General features: G+C 45.5%; 19 protein-coding genes and 1 pseudogene. 6 read left to right on the top strand and 14 right to left on the bottom strand.

Annotated elements, in window-relative coordinates; genetic code table 11:
- Positions 1-155: 155 nt before the first annotated feature.
- Positions 156-1172, bottom strand: coding sequence for a sulfate/molybdate ABC transporter ATP-binding protein (locus tag QZ938_RS13120; protein ID WP_293154119.1), 1017 nt, complete (start codon positions 1170-1172; stop codon positions 156-158).
- Between the two features lie 440 nt (positions 1173-1612).
- Here QZ938_RS13120 and argC point away from each other — a divergent pair, with 440 nt between their 5' ends.
- The gene (gene argC, locus QZ938_RS13115; protein WP_293154116.1) at positions 1613-2671 is read left to right on the top strand and encodes an N-acetyl-gamma-glutamyl-phosphate reductase; all 1059 of its coding nucleotides are present in this window, start codon (positions 1613-1615) and stop codon (positions 2669-2671) included.
- A gap of 231 nt (positions 2672-2902) precedes the next feature.
- On the opposite strand, the gene eno is transcribed toward argC, so the two are convergent.
- Positions 2903-4192, bottom strand: coding sequence for a phosphopyruvate hydratase (eno, locus tag QZ938_RS13110; RefSeq protein ID WP_363318836.1), 1290 nt, complete (start codon positions 4190-4192; stop codon positions 2903-2905).
- Positions 4193-4484: 292 nt separating this feature from the next.
- On the opposite strand from eno, the gene QZ938_RS13105 reads away from it, so the two are divergent.
- The 4 genes from QZ938_RS13105 (at position 4485) to QZ938_RS13090 (ending at position 7381) form a co-directional block, all read left to right on the top strand.
- Entirely contained in the window at positions 4485-5396 is a 912-nt protein-coding gene (locus tag QZ938_RS13105) for a calcium-binding protein (RefSeq protein ID WP_293351746.1), read from the top strand.
- Positions 5397-5502: 106 nt separating this feature from the next.
- Positions 5503-6420, top strand: coding sequence for a calcium-binding protein (locus QZ938_RS13100; protein ID WP_293351748.1), 918 nt, complete (start codon positions 5503-5505; stop codon positions 6418-6420).
- Positions 6421-6638: 218 nt separating this feature from the next.
- The gene (locus QZ938_RS13095) at positions 6639-7058 is read left to right on the top strand and encodes a XisH family protein (RefSeq protein WP_293154140.1); all 420 of its coding nucleotides are present in this window, start codon (positions 6639-6641) and stop codon (positions 7056-7058) included.
- Positions 7046-7381, top strand: a complete 336-nt coding sequence (locus QZ938_RS13090; protein WP_293154105.1) for a XisI protein — start codon at positions 7046-7048, stop codon at positions 7379-7381. Before QZ938_RS13095 ends, QZ938_RS13090 begins: the two co-directional genes overlap by 13 nt.
- A 223-nt stretch (positions 7382-7604) precedes the next feature.
- Here QZ938_RS13090 and QZ938_RS13085 read toward each other — a convergent pair whose 3' ends face one another.
- The 4 genes from QZ938_RS13085 to QZ938_RS13070 form a co-directional block, all read right to left on the bottom strand.
- Positions 7605-8225 carry a hypothetical protein gene (locus QZ938_RS13085; RefSeq protein ID WP_293351750.1) on the bottom strand — a complete coding sequence of 207 codons (621 nt, stop codon included), beginning with the start codon at positions 8223-8225 and terminating at the stop codon, positions 7605-7607.
- A 216-nt stretch (positions 8226-8441) separates the two neighbouring features.
- Positions 8442-9092, bottom strand: coding sequence for a nucleoside triphosphate pyrophosphatase (locus QZ938_RS13080; protein WP_293351752.1), 651 nt, complete (start codon positions 9090-9092; stop codon positions 8442-8444).
- A 210-nt stretch (positions 9093-9302) separates the two neighbouring features.
- Entirely contained in the window at positions 9303-9842 is a 540-nt protein-coding gene (gene psbP / locus QZ938_RS13075; protein ID WP_293351754.1) for a photosystem II reaction center PsbP, read from the bottom strand.
- 139 nt (positions 9843-9981) lie between these two features.
- Positions 9982-10194, bottom strand: a complete 213-nt coding sequence (locus QZ938_RS13070) for a chlorophyll a/b-binding protein (RefSeq protein WP_293154096.1) — start codon at positions 10192-10194, stop codon at positions 9982-9984.
- Positions 10195-10508: 314 nt separating this feature from the next.
- Here QZ938_RS13070 and QZ938_RS13065 point away from each other — a divergent pair, with 314 nt between their 5' ends.
- A complete protein-coding gene (locus QZ938_RS13065) occupies positions 10509-11135 on the top strand; it encodes a hypothetical protein (protein ID WP_293363449.1) in 627 nt (208 codons plus the stop codon).
- A gap of 21 nt (positions 11136-11156) precedes the next feature.
- Here QZ938_RS13065 and QZ938_RS13060 read toward each other — a convergent pair.
- The 8 genes and pseudogenes from QZ938_RS13060 to QZ938_RS13025 form a co-directional block, all read right to left on the bottom strand.
- Positions 11157-12360 (bottom strand): annotated as a pseudogene (locus QZ938_RS13060) (RNA-guided endonuclease InsQ/TnpB family protein); the annotation flags it as partial.
- A gap of 252 nt (positions 12361-12612) precedes the next feature.
- On the bottom strand, positions 12613-13392 hold the full coding sequence (gene larB, locus QZ938_RS13055) for a nickel pincer cofactor biosynthesis protein LarB (RefSeq protein WP_293351758.1): 780 nt from the start codon (positions 13390-13392) through the stop codon (positions 12613-12615).
- A 294-nt stretch (positions 13393-13686) separates the two neighbouring features.
- On the bottom strand, positions 13687-15444 hold the full coding sequence (locus QZ938_RS13050; RefSeq protein WP_293351760.1) for an ABC transporter substrate-binding protein: 1758 nt from the start codon (positions 15442-15444) through the stop codon (positions 13687-13689).
- 43 nt (positions 15445-15487) lie between these two features.
- On the bottom strand, positions 15488-16060 hold the full coding sequence (locus tag QZ938_RS13045) for a PIN domain-containing protein (protein ID WP_293154137.1): 573 nt from the start codon (positions 16058-16060) through the stop codon (positions 15488-15490).
- Positions 16061-16067: 7 nt separating this feature from the next.
- Positions 16068-16586, bottom strand: a complete 519-nt coding sequence (locus QZ938_RS13040; protein ID WP_293351762.1) for a hypothetical protein — start codon at positions 16584-16586, stop codon at positions 16068-16070.
- 68 nt (positions 16587-16654) lie between these two features.
- On the bottom strand, positions 16655-17134 hold the full coding sequence (ispF, locus tag QZ938_RS13035) for a 2-C-methyl-D-erythritol 2,4-cyclodiphosphate synthase (RefSeq protein WP_293154082.1): 480 nt from the start codon (positions 17132-17134) through the stop codon (positions 16655-16657).
- Between the two features lie 93 nt (positions 17135-17227).
- Complete coding sequence (locus QZ938_RS13030) at positions 17228-17404, bottom strand: hypothetical protein (protein ID WP_293154079.1); 177 nt, start codon at positions 17402-17404, stop codon at positions 17228-17230.
- A complete protein-coding gene (locus QZ938_RS13025) occupies positions 17401-17667 on the bottom strand; it encodes a hypothetical protein (RefSeq protein WP_293351764.1) in 267 nt (88 codons plus the stop codon). The genes QZ938_RS13030 and QZ938_RS13025 overlap by 4 nt, the downstream gene beginning before the upstream one ends.
- Positions 17668-17739: the final 72 nt, after the last annotated feature.

The raw sequence follows: 17739 nt of genomic DNA, 5'->3' as shown, positions 1-17739 counted from the left end.
TAAAGTCCTCACTACAAACCAAGATGGATGCGGACTAAAGTCCTCACTACAAACCAAGATGGATGCGGACTAAAGTCCTCACTACAAACCAAGATGGATGCGGACTAAAGTCCTCACTACAAACCAAATTGTAATTGATGGATGCGGATATGATATCAGATAGAATAATAAAGTGGAAATGACTTGGCATCTTTCGGCTTGACGAACACTCTTTGCTGCGGCTGCAACTGCAAGTTATCGAATCTTTCTCTCGTCAAATTAGCATTCAGCACTTGACCGTCATCTAAGGTTAATTCTACCTGGATTTCCCATCCCAAATGAATCAAACGACTGATTCTTGCAGGCACTGTTGCACTATTTTCGGTAGTTTCAATTACTACGTCGTGAGGGCGCAAGAACATCTCTGGGTTGGCCGAGTCAAAGCCGTTGTCTTGAAACATTCTCGAACTGCTGGGCAAGACATTCACGGGCCCGATAAAACTCATGACGAAGGCACTCGCTGGATGGTCGTAAATTTCTGCGGGCGTGCCTACTTGTTCGATTTTACCTTTATTCATTACTGTAATTCGATCGGCAACTTCCATCGCTTCTTCTTGGTCGTGCGTCACAAAGACTGTGGTAACGTGCACTTCGTCGTGGAGTCTTCGCAACCAAGCGCGCAAGTCTTTGCGGACTTTGGCATCGAGAGCTCCAAAAGGTTCGTCTAGCAGCAATACTTTTGGTTCGACAGCTAGGGCTCTGGCAAGGGCTACCCGCTGACGCTGGCCTCCTGAAAGTTGCGACGGGTATCTGTCGCCCAATCCTCCCAATTGAACTAAATTTAACAATTCTTCTACGCGAGATTTGACTTTCGTTGGTGGAGTTTTCTGAATTTCCATGCCGAAAGCGATGTTTTTTCGCACTGTCATGTGCTTGAATAGCGCGTAGTGCTGAAAGACAAATCCAATTTTGCGGTCTTGGACGCTAGTATTGGTGGCATCTTGACCTGTCAGCCAGATTTTGCCGGAGTCGGGCATTTCTAAACCTGCAATCAGTCGCAGCAGCGTAGACTTACCTGAACCAGACGGGCCCAGCAGTGCAACTAGGGAACCTGATTCAATTTTCAAGCTGACTCGATCGAGTGCTTGGAAACTGCCAAACTGTTTTGATACGTCTTCTACAACTATTCCCATAGGAAATTCGGCAACGGATGAGTGTAATGGATTTAACGGATGTTGAGCTTTGAGGTTCGAGGAAAGAGCGAAAAAACTTAATCCCCGGTTTCTGGATAGGTTTATGTAAGATTTTATAGCACGATCGCACATCCGTTGCTTAATTTTAGGGTTTTGGCGATCGCACATCCGTTTTTAGATTGGAGATTTTAGATTTGAGATTTACTTGCAGCGCAGTGAATTTGGAACATTGAATAGGAGTCTGAACTTTTGGCCTCTCTACCACAGCCCTGAGAAGCTTTGTCTTCGTTTTTGGGCGGTGTCAAACACCGGAAAATTCACAAAAATCCACGTCTATAACAAAACAACACAATTATTTGCCACCAAAGTTGGCGTTTGGTACTACAATGCAGCAAAAGTTCAAGCGTTTTTGACTTCAAAGGCTGAGGGGATAAAGGAAAATGGGAGATGTTAGACCTGTGCCTGTAGGCATAGTTGGCGCTTCAGGTTATGGCGGCGTACAACTGGTGCGGCTGCTGGCGGATCACCCAGCGGCAGAAGTAGTGTATTTAGGCGGGGATAGCAGTGCGGGAAAACCTTTTTCCAGCCTTTATCCGCATCTGACTAACTGCATTGATTTGACTGTAGAGGCGATCGACCTAGATAAAATAGCGGCAAAATGTGAAGTTGTGTTTCTGTCGCTGCCGAACGGTTTGGCTTGCCAAATGGCACCGACGCTGATCGAAAAAGGCTGCAAAGTCTTGGATTTGTCGGCTGACTACAGATTTGAAAATCTGGACACTTATAAAGCTTGGTACGGCGGTGAGCGATCGGACTCTGAAGTCGCTGCAACGGCTGTTTACGGTTTGCCAGAATTGTATCGCGATCGCATTAAAAACGCTCAATTAGTAGGCTGTGCCGGCTGTTACGTCACGGCTAGTTTATTAGCCCTGGCACCTTTACTCAAACAAGGTCTGATTGTGCCAGAAACAGCAATTATCGACGCCAAATCAGGATCTTCGGGAGGGGGCCGCAAAGCCGAAGTTAATCTGTTGTTGGCAGAAGCGGACAATTCCATAGGGGCTTACGGCGTTGCGCGCCACCGCCACACCCCAGAAATTGAGCAAGTTTGCAGCGATTTAGCGGGACAAGATATCAAAGTCCAATTTACTCCCCACCTGATGCCGATGGTGCGGGGAATTCTGGCAACTGTTTACGCAAATTTGCGCGATCCGGGATTAGTGCGGGAAGATTTAATTACGATTTTCACCGCTTTTTACCGCAATTCTCCTTTGGTAAAAGTGTTGCCTGCTGGCGTTTATCCGCAATCTAAATGGGCTTGCGGCACGAATCTTTGTTACATTGGCGTGGAAGTCGATCCGCGTACCGATCGGGTAATTGTGATGTCGGCGATCGACAATTTAATTAAAGGTCAAGCCGGTCAAGGCATCCAGTGCATGAACTTGATGATGGGTTGGGAAGAAACTTTGGGTTTGCCGAAATTGGCTTTCTATCCTTAATTGTTAATTGGTAATACCCAGATTTAACTGGAATAAATGTCGCTTGTAGTCGAGACCCGATCCCCCTAAATCCCCCTTAAGAAGGGGGACTTTGAATGCTTCTTGTCCCCCCCCTTTATTAAGGGGGTTAGGCAGGAAATTAGGTACGTAGTTGCGCTTGGGCGCTCTTTGCTAATCTTATAAAGAGCGCTGAAGCGCAACTACGTACCTTGGCCCACGATCTACCAAGTTTTACTTTGGCCCGTAACCGATCGTCCCAGCGTAGATCGCCCGATCGCCCAATTCGTCCTCAATCCGCAACAAACGGTTATACTTAGCAACCCGTTCGCTGCGACAAAGAGAACCAGTCTTGATTTGACCGGCACGAGTTGCTACCGCTAAATCAGCAATTGTAGTATCCTCAGTTTCACCGGAACGGTGGCTGATTACCGATCGATAGCTGTTGCGCTTCCCGAGGTCGATCGTATCCAAAGTCTCAGTCAAAGAACCAATTTGATTCAGCTTAATCAAAATCGAATTGCTAGCTTTCAAATCAATCCCTTTTTGCAAGCGCGTGCGATTGGTAACAAACAAATCGTCACCCACCAACTGAACCTTGCTACCCATTCTCTGAGTCAGCGCCACCCAACTATCCCAATCGTCTTCGTGCAAACCATCTTCAATGGAAACGATCGGATATTGACCGACTAAACCCTCCAAATAATCGATTAATTCGGTAGGCGAATGAGCAACACCGTCGTAGGTGTACTTCCCATCTTTGTAAAATTCGCTAGCAGCAACATCCAAAGCCAAAGCAACTTGTTCCCCAGGCTTGTAACCAGCTTTTTCAATTGCCATCACCAACAAATCCAAAGCTTCCTGATTGGAACCCAAATTAGGAGCAAAACCGCCTTCATCGCCAACACCAGTCAGCAAATTTTTGTCTTTTAAGACTTTAGCGAGACTAGCAAATACTTCTGCACCCCAGCGCAAAGCTTCCTTAAAAGAAGGCGCTCCCACAGGTACAATCATAAACTCTTGAATGTCTACGTTGTTGTCCGCGTGGGAACCGCCGTTGATGACGTTCATCAAAGGTACGGGTAAAACGTTAGCTAAAGCGCCACCCAAGTAGCGGTAAAGGGGTATTTGTAAAGTCTCGGCGGCCGCCTTTGCTGTGGCTAGGGAGACTCCGAGAATGGCATTGGCACCGAGGTTAGACTTGTTGGGGGAACCGTCCAAGTCAATCATGGTGCGATCGATTAATGGTTGGTCGATCGCATCCAGATTAGCCAAAGCGGGAGCAATTTTGTGTTCGACGTTAGCAACCGCTTTCAAAACTCCCTTACCACCGTAGCGGCTTTTGTCATCGTCGCGGAGTTCGTGGGCTTCAAAAGAGCCTGTAGACGCGCCGCTGGGCACTTGGGCGAGTCCGACAACACCATTGGCTAGATACACTTCAGCTTCGATGGTAGGGCGGCCGCGGGAGTCGAGGATTTCTCTGGCTTTGATAGATTCGATCGCAGTGTCTTGCATATTAACGATTCCTGACTTTGCTCAAGGTTTGATGACATTTGGCAGTCTGTCGGTTCTCCCACACTGACTGCTGACGGGTAATAGAGTACGCGATCCCGAGAATTATTGGCGCAGAGTTCAAAATATTTGCGGATTTGGGCGAAATCCAAGTGTCAATAAGCTGTGCTTGTTGAATATTTGTGGCAATTTTGACAGTCATTTAATTTGTTTAACCGCAGATTCACGCACATTTGTTAATTGGAACATTTATTAAAATAAGACTGTCTAGAAAGTTCATATCAATCAATCAGGGAAAACTTAAATGTTAGAAACAAATCTCGGAACAGTTAAAGCCTCAGCTATCGACTCCGATCGAATTATTCCCGATCCACCAAACATCAAATTGCTCACAGGGCCTTTGCCAAATCCCAGCGATCCCAACTTTTTTGACCTTACTCCCAATAACGATGTAGTTCAATTAGCCAACGGAATTCTCCGCAACACTCCCGGAGGTTTGCGGGCCTTAGCAGGCGACGATTTTGTCAGAGGTTCCGGTGGTGCGGAACTGATGAATGGGAATGGGGGCGCAGATACTTTAATCGGAGGTTGTGGCAATGATACTATTCGCGGCGGTCAAGATTTTGACATACTGTATGGAGAATGTGGCAACGATATTCTCAGCGGCAATCAAGGCAATGACTACGCCTATGGAGGCACAGGAAATGATTTTGTTAGAGGCGGTCAAGGCACCGACAATTTAGTAGGAGACAGCGGCAACGATACTCTAATCGGTGATGCTGGCATTGACAAACTTTGGGGAGGAGAAGGCGCAGATTTGTTTGTCCTCCGCAGAGAAGCAGGAGCAACTTCGCGTGAAATTGGTTCCGATCAACCGCGTCCTGCTGGCACTTTTACTGTAGATGAAGCGCCTGCCGATTTTATTCTCGACTACAATCCATCTCAAGGAGATGTCATTGGATTGGCCGGAGGATTGACGCGAAATGATATTGTTTTGACCGAAAAGTTTTTAACAATTGGTGATGCCAGAGATTACGACAGCAGCGGCCCTTTTCCTCCCGGCATTCCTCGCACTGCTGATTTTAGAGTCGTGAATACTAAGGCGACGGTGATTCGGGAAGCTAGTACCGGCAATATCTTGGGTTTGGTGAGGGATGTTTCGCCGGCTCAACTTCAGTTTACCTCTGTGTCTGATAGTACGATCGCCCTTGGGTAATCCTCCTAAGTTTGATCGTTCGGACTTCAGTCCTTAGAGAGGACTAAAGTCCGAACGATCAAACCATTTGTCTAATTTTCCAATAATCAAGCACAAAGAAGCTCAGATGTTAGAAACAAATATCGGACAACTTCAAGCATCAACTCAAAACCTCGATCCAATTATTCCCGATCGCCCCAACATCAGATTAGTAACTGCGCCGTTCAATCCCGGTAGCGACCCCAACTTTTTTTACCTGACTCCCAATGATGATGTTGTCCAATTAGCCAAAGGACTTTTATCGAATACTCCCGGCGGATTACTAGCATTAGCAGGCAACGATTTTGTGAGAGGTTCCGAAGATGCAGAAGTAATCAATGGCAATGCTGGCTCGGATGTTTTAATCGGAGGTTTCGGTAATGATACTCTTTGGGGCGGTCAAGATTCTGACATTCTTTACGGAGAACAGGGCAACGACTCAATCAATGGCAATCAAGGTGCTGATGTAGTTTATGGAGGCACTGGGAATGACTTTATTCGGGGGGGTCAAGGGAATGATGCTTTAGTCGGAGACAGTGGAGACGATATTCTGGTTGGTGATGCTGGAGTCGATCGACTTTGGGGAGGAGAAGGCGCAGATTTGTTTGTCCTCCGCAAAGAAGCAGGAGCAACATCGCGGGAATTTGGTTCGGATCGACCCCGTCCCATCGGAACTTTTCCCTCTTCTCTAGACGAAGTACCAGCAGATTTTATTCTCGATTACAATCCAGCCCAAGGAGATGTAATTGGACTGGCAGAAGGGCTGACTCGAAATGATATTGTTTTGAGTGAAAAGTTTATCACAATTGGTGAGGCCAGACTGTACGATAGTAATGGCCCGATTCGTCCGGGAACCCCTCAAACTCTTGAGTTTAGAAGTTTAGACACGAAGGCGACGGTGATTCGGGAAGCGAGCACTGGCAATATTTTGGGTTTGGTGAAAGAAGTTTCGCCGAGTCAACTTCGGTTTAATCTTGTGGGTCTCGATGTGAGAACCTTTGGATAGGATTTGTGAAAAAACCCGGTTTCTTAGATGACTCGCGAGGGGCCAGAAACCGGGTTTTTACGAAAATTGTGGGTGACAGCGCAGAAACTCAAAAAAAACCGGTTTCTTAGATGACGCGCGAGGGGCCAGAAATTCTCACAAAGTCAAAATCAAAAATACTTCCACTTGATTATCAAAGGAGATATAATAGGAATAAGTAAGTGAGTTATCAATCTATTATGTCTGCCAAAGATATTTTTCATGAAGTTGTCAAAACAGCTTTACAAAAGGACGGCTGGCGCATCACCCACGATCCGTTTCAAATTAGTGTGGGTGGTGTAGATATGTCGATCGACCTGGGTGCCGAAAAGCTGATTGCGGCAGAACGGCAAGGCGATAAAATTGCTGTTGAGGTGAAAAGTTTTTTGGCAAAGTCGTCACCCATCTCGGAATTCCATAGAGCCTTGGGGCAGTTCATAAATTATCGAGCAGCACTGAAGCAAAAAGAAGGCGATCGCACCTTGTATTTAGCTGTACCGTTAATAACTTATGAAGAATTTTTTCAACTGGAGTTTCCGAAAGCAAGGGTTGAAGAAAATGAGCTTAAAATAATAGTCTATGATATAGCAAGTGAGGCAATTGTAAAATGGAGAAATTAATAAAATATCGACAAATTGTGCAGCAAATGTTACAGGAGTATGGCAAGCGCAAGCCGGCTCACGGAGATATTGAAGTCGAGACAATTTTTGATACAGAACGAGATCACTACCAAGTCTTCCTGGTGGGTTGGGATGACCAAAAGAGAGTACATCACTGTAGCATTCACATTGATATTAAGCGCGGGAAAATTTGGCTTCAGTGGAATGCGACTGAAGATGATATTGCTGAGGATTTAGTAATAGCAGGAGTTCCCAAGGAGGATATAGTTTGGGGATTTCAGCCGCCTTTGATGCGGAAATATACGGGTTATGCAGTGGAATAGAGAGTAAATCGGCGAGAAAACCCGGTTTCTTAGATGCTCGCGAGGGGCAGAAACCGGGTTTTTACGAAAATTGTTGGTGACAGCGCAGAAACTCAAAAAAACCCGGTTTCTTAGATTCCTCGCGAGTGCCCAGAAACCGGGTTTTTACGAAAATTGTTGGTGACAGCGCAGAAACTCAAAAAAACCCGGTTTCTTCGATTGCGGGTGGGCAGAAACTGGGTTTTTATGGACTCGTATCGAGAGGCTTTTTAAGTTTCAGCTTAACATTGGTTCCTTTTTTCAGGACAACTTCACCACCAGGACTAGACAAGACATAAGCCGCTGCTGCTCCACCTCCAGCTACAGCACCCTGCTTGAAGTTCGCTTTATCACCAAGGAATTTACCGGCCACTGCTCCAGCTAAAATAATGCCAGCATTCTGAACAAACTTGCCTTTGGTTTTGGTTTCTACCTGAGTATTTACTAAGGTAACATCAAGGGGAGCGGCTGCACCATTTGCGAGTTTAATGTCATCAAAAACTAGATGCAAACTCGCTTTTTTGCCTTTAGCTGCTTTGACAACATCTTCCAGATGTCCCTGAATCACGGCATCTTTAAGAGTTTTATTGCCTCCTTTGACTCGCAGAGTAAAACGATCGTTGTTGCGGTTTTTACCCGTGGATAAATCTTGTTGGAGAATCGTATCAAAACTGGTTCCAGCAGGGATGGCGGCTGCCTGATTTTTCAGCTTACCGGAAGTAGCGCTGCTTTGGTCGGCCGGAGCAGAAGTTTTGCCGATCGGCTCGCTTGACTGCTGACAAGCAACAGTGTTACTGAGTAATACAGCACCCAGTAGTAAGGACATTAACTTTTTCATCGTTGGTGTCTCCGATTCAATAGGCTATCAGAATCAGATTAGCCTAAAAGCCAACGCTACCATGAAGCAAGCAATATTTTACTGCATTTTCGGGCGATCGCCCACCATACATCACTACTTATTTTTGACCACTAAATACTTCTATCCTATGTGCAGCAGAGTATTTAGACTGCGTAACTACCGCAGCAGGAGGCTAAGTTCCGTTTAAGATTGCCAAAAATCAGCCACATCATATCCCATTTCGCCGAGCATTCGCCGCAGCAGAGGCAAACTCAAACCAATCACATTGGTGTGACAGCCTTCGATTTTTTCCACAAAAAAGCCGCCTTTGCCTTCGAGTGCAAAACAGCCAGCACAGGCGAGAGGTTCTCCCGTAGCAACGTAAGCCGCAACTTGACGCGAGGTAACTTCCGCAAAATAAACTTTTGTAACTTGACAGCGAATGAGCGATCGATCCATTGCCTCATCAAAGTTATCAAATCTCGTATCAATTAAAGCATGACCCGTATAAAGTTCGCCAACTTTACCGCGCATTTTTTGCCAGCGCGAGATTGCTTCGTCGGCATCCTTGGGTTTGCCGTGAATTTCACCATCAATGACCAAAATTGAATCGCATCCCAATACCAAACACGATTTGGGATTGGGGATTTGCGGGTGAGAATTAGCCAGCAAAAAACTAGCTACAGCGTCAGCTTTTCCCTCTGCTAAAACCTGCACTAATTTAGTAGCATCCCTCATTTTTATTTGCCCTTCATCAAAGTCGCTGGGGCAAATCACAGCTTGAATGCCTGCATTGCTTAGCAGGCTGCGGCGCGCCGGGGAAGCTGAAGCTAATACAAAAGTTGGAATCTTCATAAGTAATAAGTTATTTGTTACTTGTTATTAGTTATTTGTTACTTGTTATTAGTTATTTGCTGTGGTTGGTTGTTAGTTGTCATTTGTCCTATGTTTCTTGTTAGTTCTTGGTTCTCAAACCAATAGCCAACAACCAACAACCAATAACCAACAACCAACAACCAGCAACCAACAACCAGCAACCAACAACCAACAACCAATAACTAATAACTAATAAACAGAAAAAGATTTAACAACTTTCTCAAAAGCTTCTTTGACTTTCGGCCAGCGTTCTTCGGTAGTGGAAACGTTCAGGGTAAATAGTTTGCCGCGGCTGACTGCTACGCTGGCTAAGTTGTGCCGTTGTTGGTTTGGGAGTTTGACGGCGTATTCTAAAATGTAATAGTTTTTCGATCGCGATTCGCGACTTCCTGCATTGACTAATTCAGCTTCGCGGCCGGAATCAACAGGAGCGATGGCACTTTTGCTAAGCTTGTATCCGACATCCGTTGGCGTGCCCAAATCTGCGAGAGTTTTGTTCCCAACCACTGGACTGATGACCACGCTGACATTCTCGGTTTGTTGAATTAAATCGCGGAACACCACATCGGGCCCGTCAGAAACTGCGATCGGCAACCAGCCGTTAGGATAAAGAAATTGATAGCCGTCGCCAGTATCAACGTAGCTTTTGAGTCCGGTAGCTACAGAGACACAACCGGTCAAGCTGAGAGAGAAAACCACCAGAAGTATTGCTGCAATTCGTTTGAGCATTATTTTTACAAGTACCGTAACACTAAAATATTTAATTTAAATTGTCTCATCAAACCTTGCAAAAATAGTTAAGCTATGGATCGCCAATTGTGTATTGCTGGCAAGCCATAGCCGTACAGTTTAATTTTAAACAAAGTTATTACAGGTTAGTTAGCCAGCTAATCAGTCCGTGCTTGGTAGAAACTTCTAAAGCCAAGAGAGAAACAAAACCAATCATGGCAAGGCGGCCGTTCAAGCGTTCTGCGTAGGGTGTAAAGCCTGTGCGGGCTTCATCGTCAATGTATACTTTGGGCTCGATCGCAAAATTGTTCATTTTACCGTCGTTGTCAAGTAGTAAGCCTCTGTCAGCCATGTCAGTGTCCTAAGTTGTTTTTGGTGTAATGTAAACTAATGTAACAGACTTATGAAGAGATGTAAAGGATTATGAGTTTTTTTTTCAAAGTCGCGACTCAGATACCAGTTTTCCCCAAAAATCCAACGGGCTGACAAGCTCGAAACCCCTATAGAATAAGTAATTCCCAACCTAAAATCTCAAATCTTAAATTTCAAATGGTATGACTCTAGGCAGTAGACTCATGCTCCCGGAGGGGGGAGGATAGAGTTGACAGGTGCAAAAGTCGATGGTGTGGCAAATCCCAGTCTGGGTTTGACGAAAATAGTGGAAGAATGGAGGAAAAATTTATGCGGGCCAGTCTGGAAATGCGGTGGTTTTATAGCGGTGCGCTGCCAAAACCGATCGGGCAATGGTTTGGAAGCGAGAGTCTGGGCGGGTATCTATCCCCGCCTGAAGAGCGAGAAGATTTATATTTGCTGATACCTAGTTGCGACTACTTGGGAGTAAAACTGCGCGGGAAAAATTTACAGGTAAAGTGGCGGCAGGAAGAATTGGGGGTGATGCACTTCGGCAACCGCTGGGAAGGTAAAGCCGAGAAATGGCTGAAGTGGATATGTGCCGACACGATGGCGCCACTACCGGCGGATATGATGGCAACTGGAAAGTGGGTAAAGGTGAAAAAAAAGCGAGCCCAGCGTCTTTACCAAGTTTCTGCCCCGGGCGTGCTCATGTCTGTGCCTGTCGAAGCCCCAATTCCCCAAGGCTGTATTGTAGAAATTACTCAGTTAAATGTTAACGGCACTGCGTCGTGGACTTTGGGATTTGAAGCGTTTGGCAGCGAAAGTTTTTTGGCCGAAAGCCTGCAAACAGTAGCTAATTGGACTAGCAAGAGTTATCAGGCGCAAAAGTTGAAAGCTGAGGATTCTTCTGGTTATCCGATTTGGCTGGCTGGTAATTGACACTCCCCGTGAAGACAGCAGCGGGGATTCTTTGTTCATAGACTCAACTTGCTCAAACAGGATTTCTCCAGCTTCCAGTAGAGGTCGAATTTCCCAAAGCGTTCGGGTCTAAGACCCAAGTTCCGGTATGCCCTACCGTACTCAAGGCTAATTTCAGAATATTAATCGCGGCATTCCAGTCCCTGTCCATAACAAATCCACATTCACAAGCGTGGGTTCTTACGGATAGGGATTTTTTGACGATTGCGCCACAATTAGAACATTTCTGTGAAGTATAAGCAGGATTAACGGCAACCGTTACCCGACCAAACTTTACACCAAAATATTCCAACCACTTTCTGAATTGATACCAACCAGCATCATTAATCGACTTAGCGAGACAGTGATTTTTTACTAGGTTCTTAATCCTCAAATCGACCTAGGCTACCAAATCGTTAGATTGGATTACGCAACGCGCCAGTCTCTTGGCGTGTTCTTCACGTTGCCTGCTTATTTTGAGGTGCGATCGCCCTAATCGATTAATTGCTTTCTTGCGGTTGGCAGAGCCTTTCTTTTTGCGAGAAACACGGCGCTGTCGAAACTTCAACCGTTTCTCGCTGATTCGATAAAACTTGGGATTCGGTTCGGTATGACCGTCAGAGTCTGTATAAAACTCTTTGAGCCCTACGTCCAATCCAACTGTCTTACCTGCTGGCGCTGTATTCACATTGTTGTCGGCACTGATTGCAAACTGAACGTAGTAACCGTCAGCGCGACGTATTAATCTAACCCGTTTTATCCGATCGATCTGGTAGAAGTTTAGATCCCACGTCCCTTTTAGTTTGAGCTTGCCAATTCCCTTTTTATCGGTGAACGTGATTTGTTTACGAGTTTCCGAAAGTTTCCAACCGCTGACTTTGTACTCAACAGACCGACTGTTTTTCTTGAAAGTCGGATAACCTTTCTTTCCGGGAACGGCTTTCTTGCAGTTGTCGTAAAACCGAGCAATCGCAGAATAAGCCCTTTCCACAGAAGCTTGGCAAGCACTAGAATTCAAATCTTTGACAAAGGCAAACTCTTCTCTGAGCTCCGTGCTGTGACGGTACAATTCTTTCTGTCCCACTCCTCGGTTGTCGATCCAGAAACGGACGCACTTATTGCGAACGAACTGAGTAGTTTTGATTGCCTCGTCTATTGCTGCGTACTGATTTGGTTTTCCTTTAGCCTTGAATTCTAGGACAAACATTTTACGTGGGAAGCCACTACGTTACAATTCTAACACAAAGCCGTCCTAAAAAAACGGGGCTTTAAACCCAAGTTTTTGGTAAGGAGAGGGAGAGGGGGAGAGAATTTGAAACTTTTCTTGAAAGCTCTTTTTCTGAATCTGTGGAATAGCGATTCAGATACTTCCAGCATGGATATGTTGAAAAGTCAACCGGATTCCCTTCTCTGGCATTCTCCATTCTGCGATTCTATCCCTCTCGATTCTCTCATTCTCCTACTCAGACATATTAGCCAGTCGATCGCCACTTCTAAGAATTTGACAAGCCAAAATCGCTGCCCCAAACCCATTATCAATATTAACGACACCCACACCAGCCGCACAAGAATTGAGCATAGTTAAAAGAGGAGCAATCCCCCCAAAACTCGCGCCGTAACCCACACTCGTCGGCACAGCAATCACCGGACAATCCGCCAAACCCGCAACCACACTCGCCAAGGCACCTTCCATACCAGCAACCGCAATCAACACATCAGCATCATCAATCACGTGCCGGTTGCTCAGCAAGCGGTGAATGCCGGCAACTCCCACATCCCACAAACGCCGCACCCCAAAACCGCAAAGTTCCGCAGTCACAGCCGCTTCTTCCGCCACAGGCAAATCCGCTGTTCCGGCACTGATAATAGTCACAGTACCCGGACGCTGGGGAGTTGGGGATTTCTCAGAAATTGCACAAATTCTGGCTTTTTGGTAGTAGCACAAGTCGGGTATTTTTTGTTGCAATTTCTCAAAAACCTCTGGTTCAATTCGCGTCGCCATCACCGCAGGATTTCGTCCCCGCATCGCCCCGATAATCTCAACAATTTGGTCTGGTGTTTTTCCCGGGCCCCAGATAACTTCAGGAAAACCGGTTCTTAAGGTGCGGTGGTGGTCAATTTTGGCAAAATCGCCGACTTGTTCAAAGTCAAAATGCTTTAATTTGTCCAAAGCTGCGATCGGGCTAACATCGCCGGCCGCAACAGATTCGAGTAACTTCTGTAAAATTTCAGGTTCCATGAACTAATGATATCTTCTGGGTTCAAACAACAACACTTAAGATGGGTTCGTAGTAAGGACTTCAGTCCTTCTTTCTGAGGACTAAAGTCCTCATTACTTAAGATTGGTTCGTAGTGAGGACTTCAGTCCTTCTTTCTGAGGACTAAAGTCCTCATTACTTTAAGATGGGTTCGTAGTAAGGACTTCAGTCCTTCTTTCTGACGACTAAAGTCCTCATTACTTAAGATGGGTTCGTAGTGAGGACTTTAGTCCTTCTTTCTGAGGACTAAAGTCCTCACTACGAACCAATAATGACTATTCAGTAATCTTCAGTTCGTACAAATTCCAGAAAGCACCGCCGAGGGCACTATAGCGAATTCCCGAAATGCGATCGCGCACCGCCTCAAAAGTCAGCGGATTCACCATGTAAATAAAAGGCACTTGTTCCGCTATAATCCGCTGAGTCTCCCCATACAGTTCCTTGCGCTTCGCCTCATCCAGCTCCTGGGACGCCTTCACATACAAGTCATCAATTTTCTGCTCCCAGTCGTAGACTTCCCAACCCTTAATCGGCGGTTCTCCGGCTTGCGGGCCCTGGTTGAAACTGTGCAAAGTCCCCTTGACAGACCAAATATTGTAGCCGCTGTGCGGTTCAGTACCTCCAGTAAAACCGCCAAGGTAAGTATCCCAATTTTTAGTCAGGCGCAGCTTTTCCACATAAGTATTAAAACTCAGGAACTGCGTATCAACTTCCATCCCCAGCTTACCCAAATCTTGCTTAATTTGCGTTCCCATTTGCTCCCGCACTTTTTTGCCGGCGGCCATCAACAAAGTAAACCGCACTTTGTTGCCCTCAGCATCCAACAATTCGCCGTTACTATTATACTTGAATCCTGCACTTAACAGTAACTCTTTCGATTTTTGCGGGTCGTAATTGTAAGTTTTCAATCCCTGTTCTGGAGACAAGTAGAACGGACTTTGTGCCGGAATTGGGGAATGCAGCGGCGCGCCAAGTCCGCGATAGATATTGTTAGTCATGCTGTCGCGGTTGATGCCGTAGGCGATCGCCTGCCGAAACTCCTTAATCGCGAACCAGCGAGACTTAACCGGGTCTACAAACGGCTGATTTTGAGCGTTACGCCCCTTATTCAGATTGAAACCCATAAACACGCTGCCAGTGTCCGGGCCGCCGTTGAATATCGTATATTTGCCGCGTTTTTCCTCCCGTTTCAGCAGCGGAAACACCTCCGGCTGCACGTCCAGAGTATCCAAATCGCCCGATCGAAAATTCAGCAGTTGATTGTCAGTATTTTCGATAATTTGCCAGACTATTTGCTGGATGTAAGGCTGACTGTTACCCTCTGTATCTTTGCGCCAAAAATATGGATTTCGTTCCAAAACAACGCGCTGGTTGGGAGTATAGCTCAGCATTCGGTATTGGCCGTTACCGACAATTTTTTTAGGGTCAGTATCCGTACCCCAAGCAGACAGGAATTTAGGCTTGCCGTCAGCTTCTGTCTGGGTGGCAGCTTCCCGCAAGATATGAGCTGGTAAAATTGGTATTCCCCCAGCAAATCTAATAAAAGGAGCAAAAGGTTCTGGCACTGAAAATTCAATGCGGCGGCTGTCAATTTTTTTGAGTTTGGGCAATTGACGGCTGATGCCAACTCTCAGAGTATCTTTCAAGCCGCTAGGAATTTTTTCATTGAAATAAATCTTTTCATAGCTGAAGATAATATCATCAGTTGTCATCGGTTCGCCGTCCGACCATTTCAATCCTTCTCGCAGGGTGAAGACAATCTTTTTGCCATCTTTAGAAACTTCCCAGGATTCAGCTAAACCGGGTTCTAGCTTCGATGTCACCCCGTTTTCATTGAGCAATCCCTCGTACATATAGCCAAACACGCTGTATGCAGACTGATTTAGCGGATAGTTAAACGTGGCGGGGCCGCTGGGGGTGGGAACGACGAGTCTGTTTGCTAATTGCGATCGGGCTGGAGTGCACGCAGACAGAGTTATCGCGGCAATTACCGCCAGTAAAATCAAGAGCGATCGTAGTTTTGAATATAACATCGTAGAATTTTTCATAGCTTTTAAATATACCATTTCCGTCCAACTACGACTGAGATTGCAACCACCCTAGAAAGTCTTCAGTACGCGAAAAATACTTGGTTATCCCTACTTCCCGCAAAGCATCTTGAACTGATGGCAGACCAAATTCCTTTGTATTATTGCTCAAAAATACCTTAACTTGATTAGGTTGTAAGTGTGCATGGTTCAAAATGCAGTTGAGAATTAAATTGTCTGTCGGGTCTTCTTCAATAAAAATTGAATCCAAATTTTCTCGAAGTATTTGCGCTGTTAATTGGATCATTTCTACCTTGGCAACCAACAAATCAAGAGCATTAAAAAGACGTGCATTAATATCATTGAGCAGCCCCTCATTCTCGGTAAGGGCTTCCTCTAAGTGGAAGACAAGAGACTGGGCAGATGCTGAAGTTTTATCTCGCTTTAGCTGACTGATTTGTTTTTGCATTTCACCGAAAAAACGGTTGCGTCGCTTGATCTCGTCTTCTAAAGCTGATAGTGCTTCCATGCAGCAAATATCTGGTATTGCTATGTTGACTGATGTCGGTACACTTAACAACAAGTTGTTAGCATCAGGGTCGCGTCCTGTAGCAATGCTCATCAAAAAGTTAGTCTCGATATATAAAATTGCCACCAATTTCTACTCCTGATTTTGTAGTTCCACCTGCTAGCAGTGGCAGCAAACCGATTTGTTCTATCTGTTCTGACGCAGTTGGAATCTCAGACTTCCAATTATAAGCTAAGTCGCGCAGCCATGCTTCAATCAATCTTGTTAGGTATCGCTTAAATATCCGCTTGTTGTGAAATTCCGGCTCATAATTGCGAAGTATCTCACCAGTGTTTAGAGAACAAACAGGTTCAGATAAATTTACTCCGTCCCATTTGAAAATCTGAATTTGTTCGGTGTCAACAAACATAGCATAGGGAATTATGGTGCGCTGCTCCGACATCTTGGCTAACACAGCTTTCATCCAAGATATCATGTAGTCAGCAATCTTTTGCTTGGCTGCTGGTTCTTGAGCTTGAATAATTTTAACCTCGATTAGCACGACTATGCGATCGTCCTTATCCAACGCGATGACATCCGCGTCTACAGGAAATTGTAATTCCCAGGTATCAGTGTCCATGATTTCAGGCTTCCTAGCGATTTTGGATTAAAGAATTGACTCCACCATCAATTAGGGATTGTAGAGTTCTATTTTTTGCCCAGCAAAACTACAGCATAGGCTGCAATTCCTTCCTCTCTCCCCACGGGCCCTAACTTTTCGTTAGTAGTAGCTTTGATGGCAACTTGGTCTGGTTTTAATTGTAGGACAGCAGAAAGGCGATCGCACATTTGCTTAATATGCGGTTTCAGCTTTGGACGTTCGGCCACAACCACCGAGTCAATATTGCCAATTTCCCAGCCTTTATCTAATATTAACTGATTGACTTGTGCCAGCAACACGAGACTGTCTGCACCTTTCCATTTTGGGTCAGTTGGCGGGAAATAGAGGCCGATATCTCCCAAACACAGAGCTCCCAGCATCGCGTCCATAATCGCGTGGGTGAGTACGTCTGCATCGCTGTGTCCTAATAAGCCTAATTCGTGGGGAATGTGGACGCCACCGAGGATTAGAGGGCGTTCTGGAACTAAGCAGTGAATGTCGTAACCGTTACCGATGCGGATGTTCATATAAAAAAGTAGATGTTTGTCAAATGCAGACAGCAGACAATTATTTCACAGTCTGCGTGGAGATGAGTAAGTTTTTTGGGCGATCGACCTTTTTTATTTTTCGGCAGATATTGGAGAAATGCGATCGGCTGTTAAAATTACTACTTTCCCATCTTGCCAAACAGCAATAGATTCACCTAATTTACGGTGTCTTTCTATAGCTGCTGCCACGGCCGCTTTAACTCCAGCATCAATTTTTTTGTGTAAAGCAATCATTTCTTGTTCGTTCATCTTAATTCCTCACTAATTTGATTCCAAATCCCACTGTTATGAATGATGGGTTGTTGCCGATTAATTATCTGTTCAGCGACCAACATTGGATAATTTTCTGAGCTATCGTAGACCATCCACCCATCACATAATGGTAAATACAAAGATAGCAGATTTTTTCTGCCTCTGTCATAGCGGCGGCGGATGACATCTTCTGGGATAGAATGACCGCCGCTAGCTACTCGTCGGGCTACTCTTGCTACGGCCAGTTCGGGCGATCGCAACCAAAAGTAAATTAGGTTAATTGTATAATTTTTAGTTTAACAACTTCCAAGAAAAGTCGCAGGTTTGTAGTG

Origin of the sequence: Microcoleus sp. CAWBG27, assembly GCF_020883145.1 — a bacterium.
Taxonomy (GTDB): Bacteria; Cyanobacteriota; Cyanobacteriia; order Cyanobacteriales; family Microcoleaceae; genus Microcoleus.
The sequence above is the reverse complement of the archived record's forward strand: the minus strand, read 5'-3'. Positions and strand labels throughout refer to the sequence as shown.

Coding starts and splice junctions, on each gene's coding strand:
- QZ938_RS13120 (WP_293154119.1), bottom strand. CDS start 1,172: ATGGGAATAGTTGTAGAAGACGTATCAAAACAGTTTGGCAGTTTCCAA.
- argC (WP_293154116.1), top strand. CDS start 1,613: ATGGGAGATGTTAGACCTGTGCCTGTAGGCATAGTTGGCGCTTCAGGT.
- QZ938_RS13105 (WP_293351746.1), top strand. CDS start 4,485: ATGTTAGAAACAAATCTCGGAACAGTTAAAGCCTCAGCTATCGACTCC.
- QZ938_RS13100 (WP_293351748.1), top strand. CDS start 5,503: ATGTTAGAAACAAATATCGGACAACTTCAAGCATCAACTCAAAACCTC.
- QZ938_RS13095 (WP_293154140.1), top strand. CDS start 6,639: ATGTCTGCCAAAGATATTTTTCATGAAGTTGTCAAAACAGCTTTACAA.
- QZ938_RS13090 (WP_293154105.1), top strand. CDS start 7,046: ATGGAGAAATTAATAAAATATCGACAAATTGTGCAGCAAATGTTACAG.
- QZ938_RS13085 (WP_293351750.1), bottom strand. CDS start 8,225: ATGTCCTTACTACTGGGTGCTGTATTACTCAGTAACACTGTTGCTTGT.
- QZ938_RS13080 (WP_293351752.1), bottom strand. CDS start 9,092: ATGAAGATTCCAACTTTTGTATTAGCTTCAGCTTCCCCGGCGCGCCGC.
- psbP (WP_293351754.1), bottom strand. CDS start 9,842: ATGCTCAAACGAATTGCAGCAATACTTCTGGTGGTTTTCTCTCTCAGC.
- QZ938_RS13070 (WP_293154096.1), bottom strand. CDS start 10,194: ATGGCTGACAGAGGCTTACTACTTGACAACGACGGTAAAATGAACAAT.
- QZ938_RS13065 (WP_293363449.1), top strand. CDS start 10,509: ATGGAGGAAAAATTTATGCGGGCCAGTCTGGAAATGCGGTGGTTTTAT.
- larB (WP_293351758.1), bottom strand. CDS start 13,392: ATGGAACCTGAAATTTTACAGAAGTTACTCGAATCTGTTGCGGCCGGC.
- QZ938_RS13050 (WP_293351760.1), bottom strand. CDS start 15,444: ATGTTATATTCAAAACTACGATCGCTCTTGATTTTACTGGCGGTAATT.
- QZ938_RS13045 (WP_293154137.1), bottom strand. CDS start 16,060: ATGAGCATTGCTACAGGACGCGACCCTGATGCTAACAACTTGTTGTTA.
- QZ938_RS13040 (WP_293351762.1), bottom strand. CDS start 16,586: ATGGACACTGATACCTGGGAATTACAATTTCCTGTAGACGCGGATGTC.
- ispF (WP_293154082.1), bottom strand. CDS start 17,134: ATGAACATCCGCATCGGTAACGGTTACGACATTCACTGCTTAGTTCCA.
- QZ938_RS13030 (WP_293154079.1), bottom strand. CDS start 17,404: ATGAACGAACAAGAAATGATTGCTTTACACAAAAAAATTGATGCTGGA.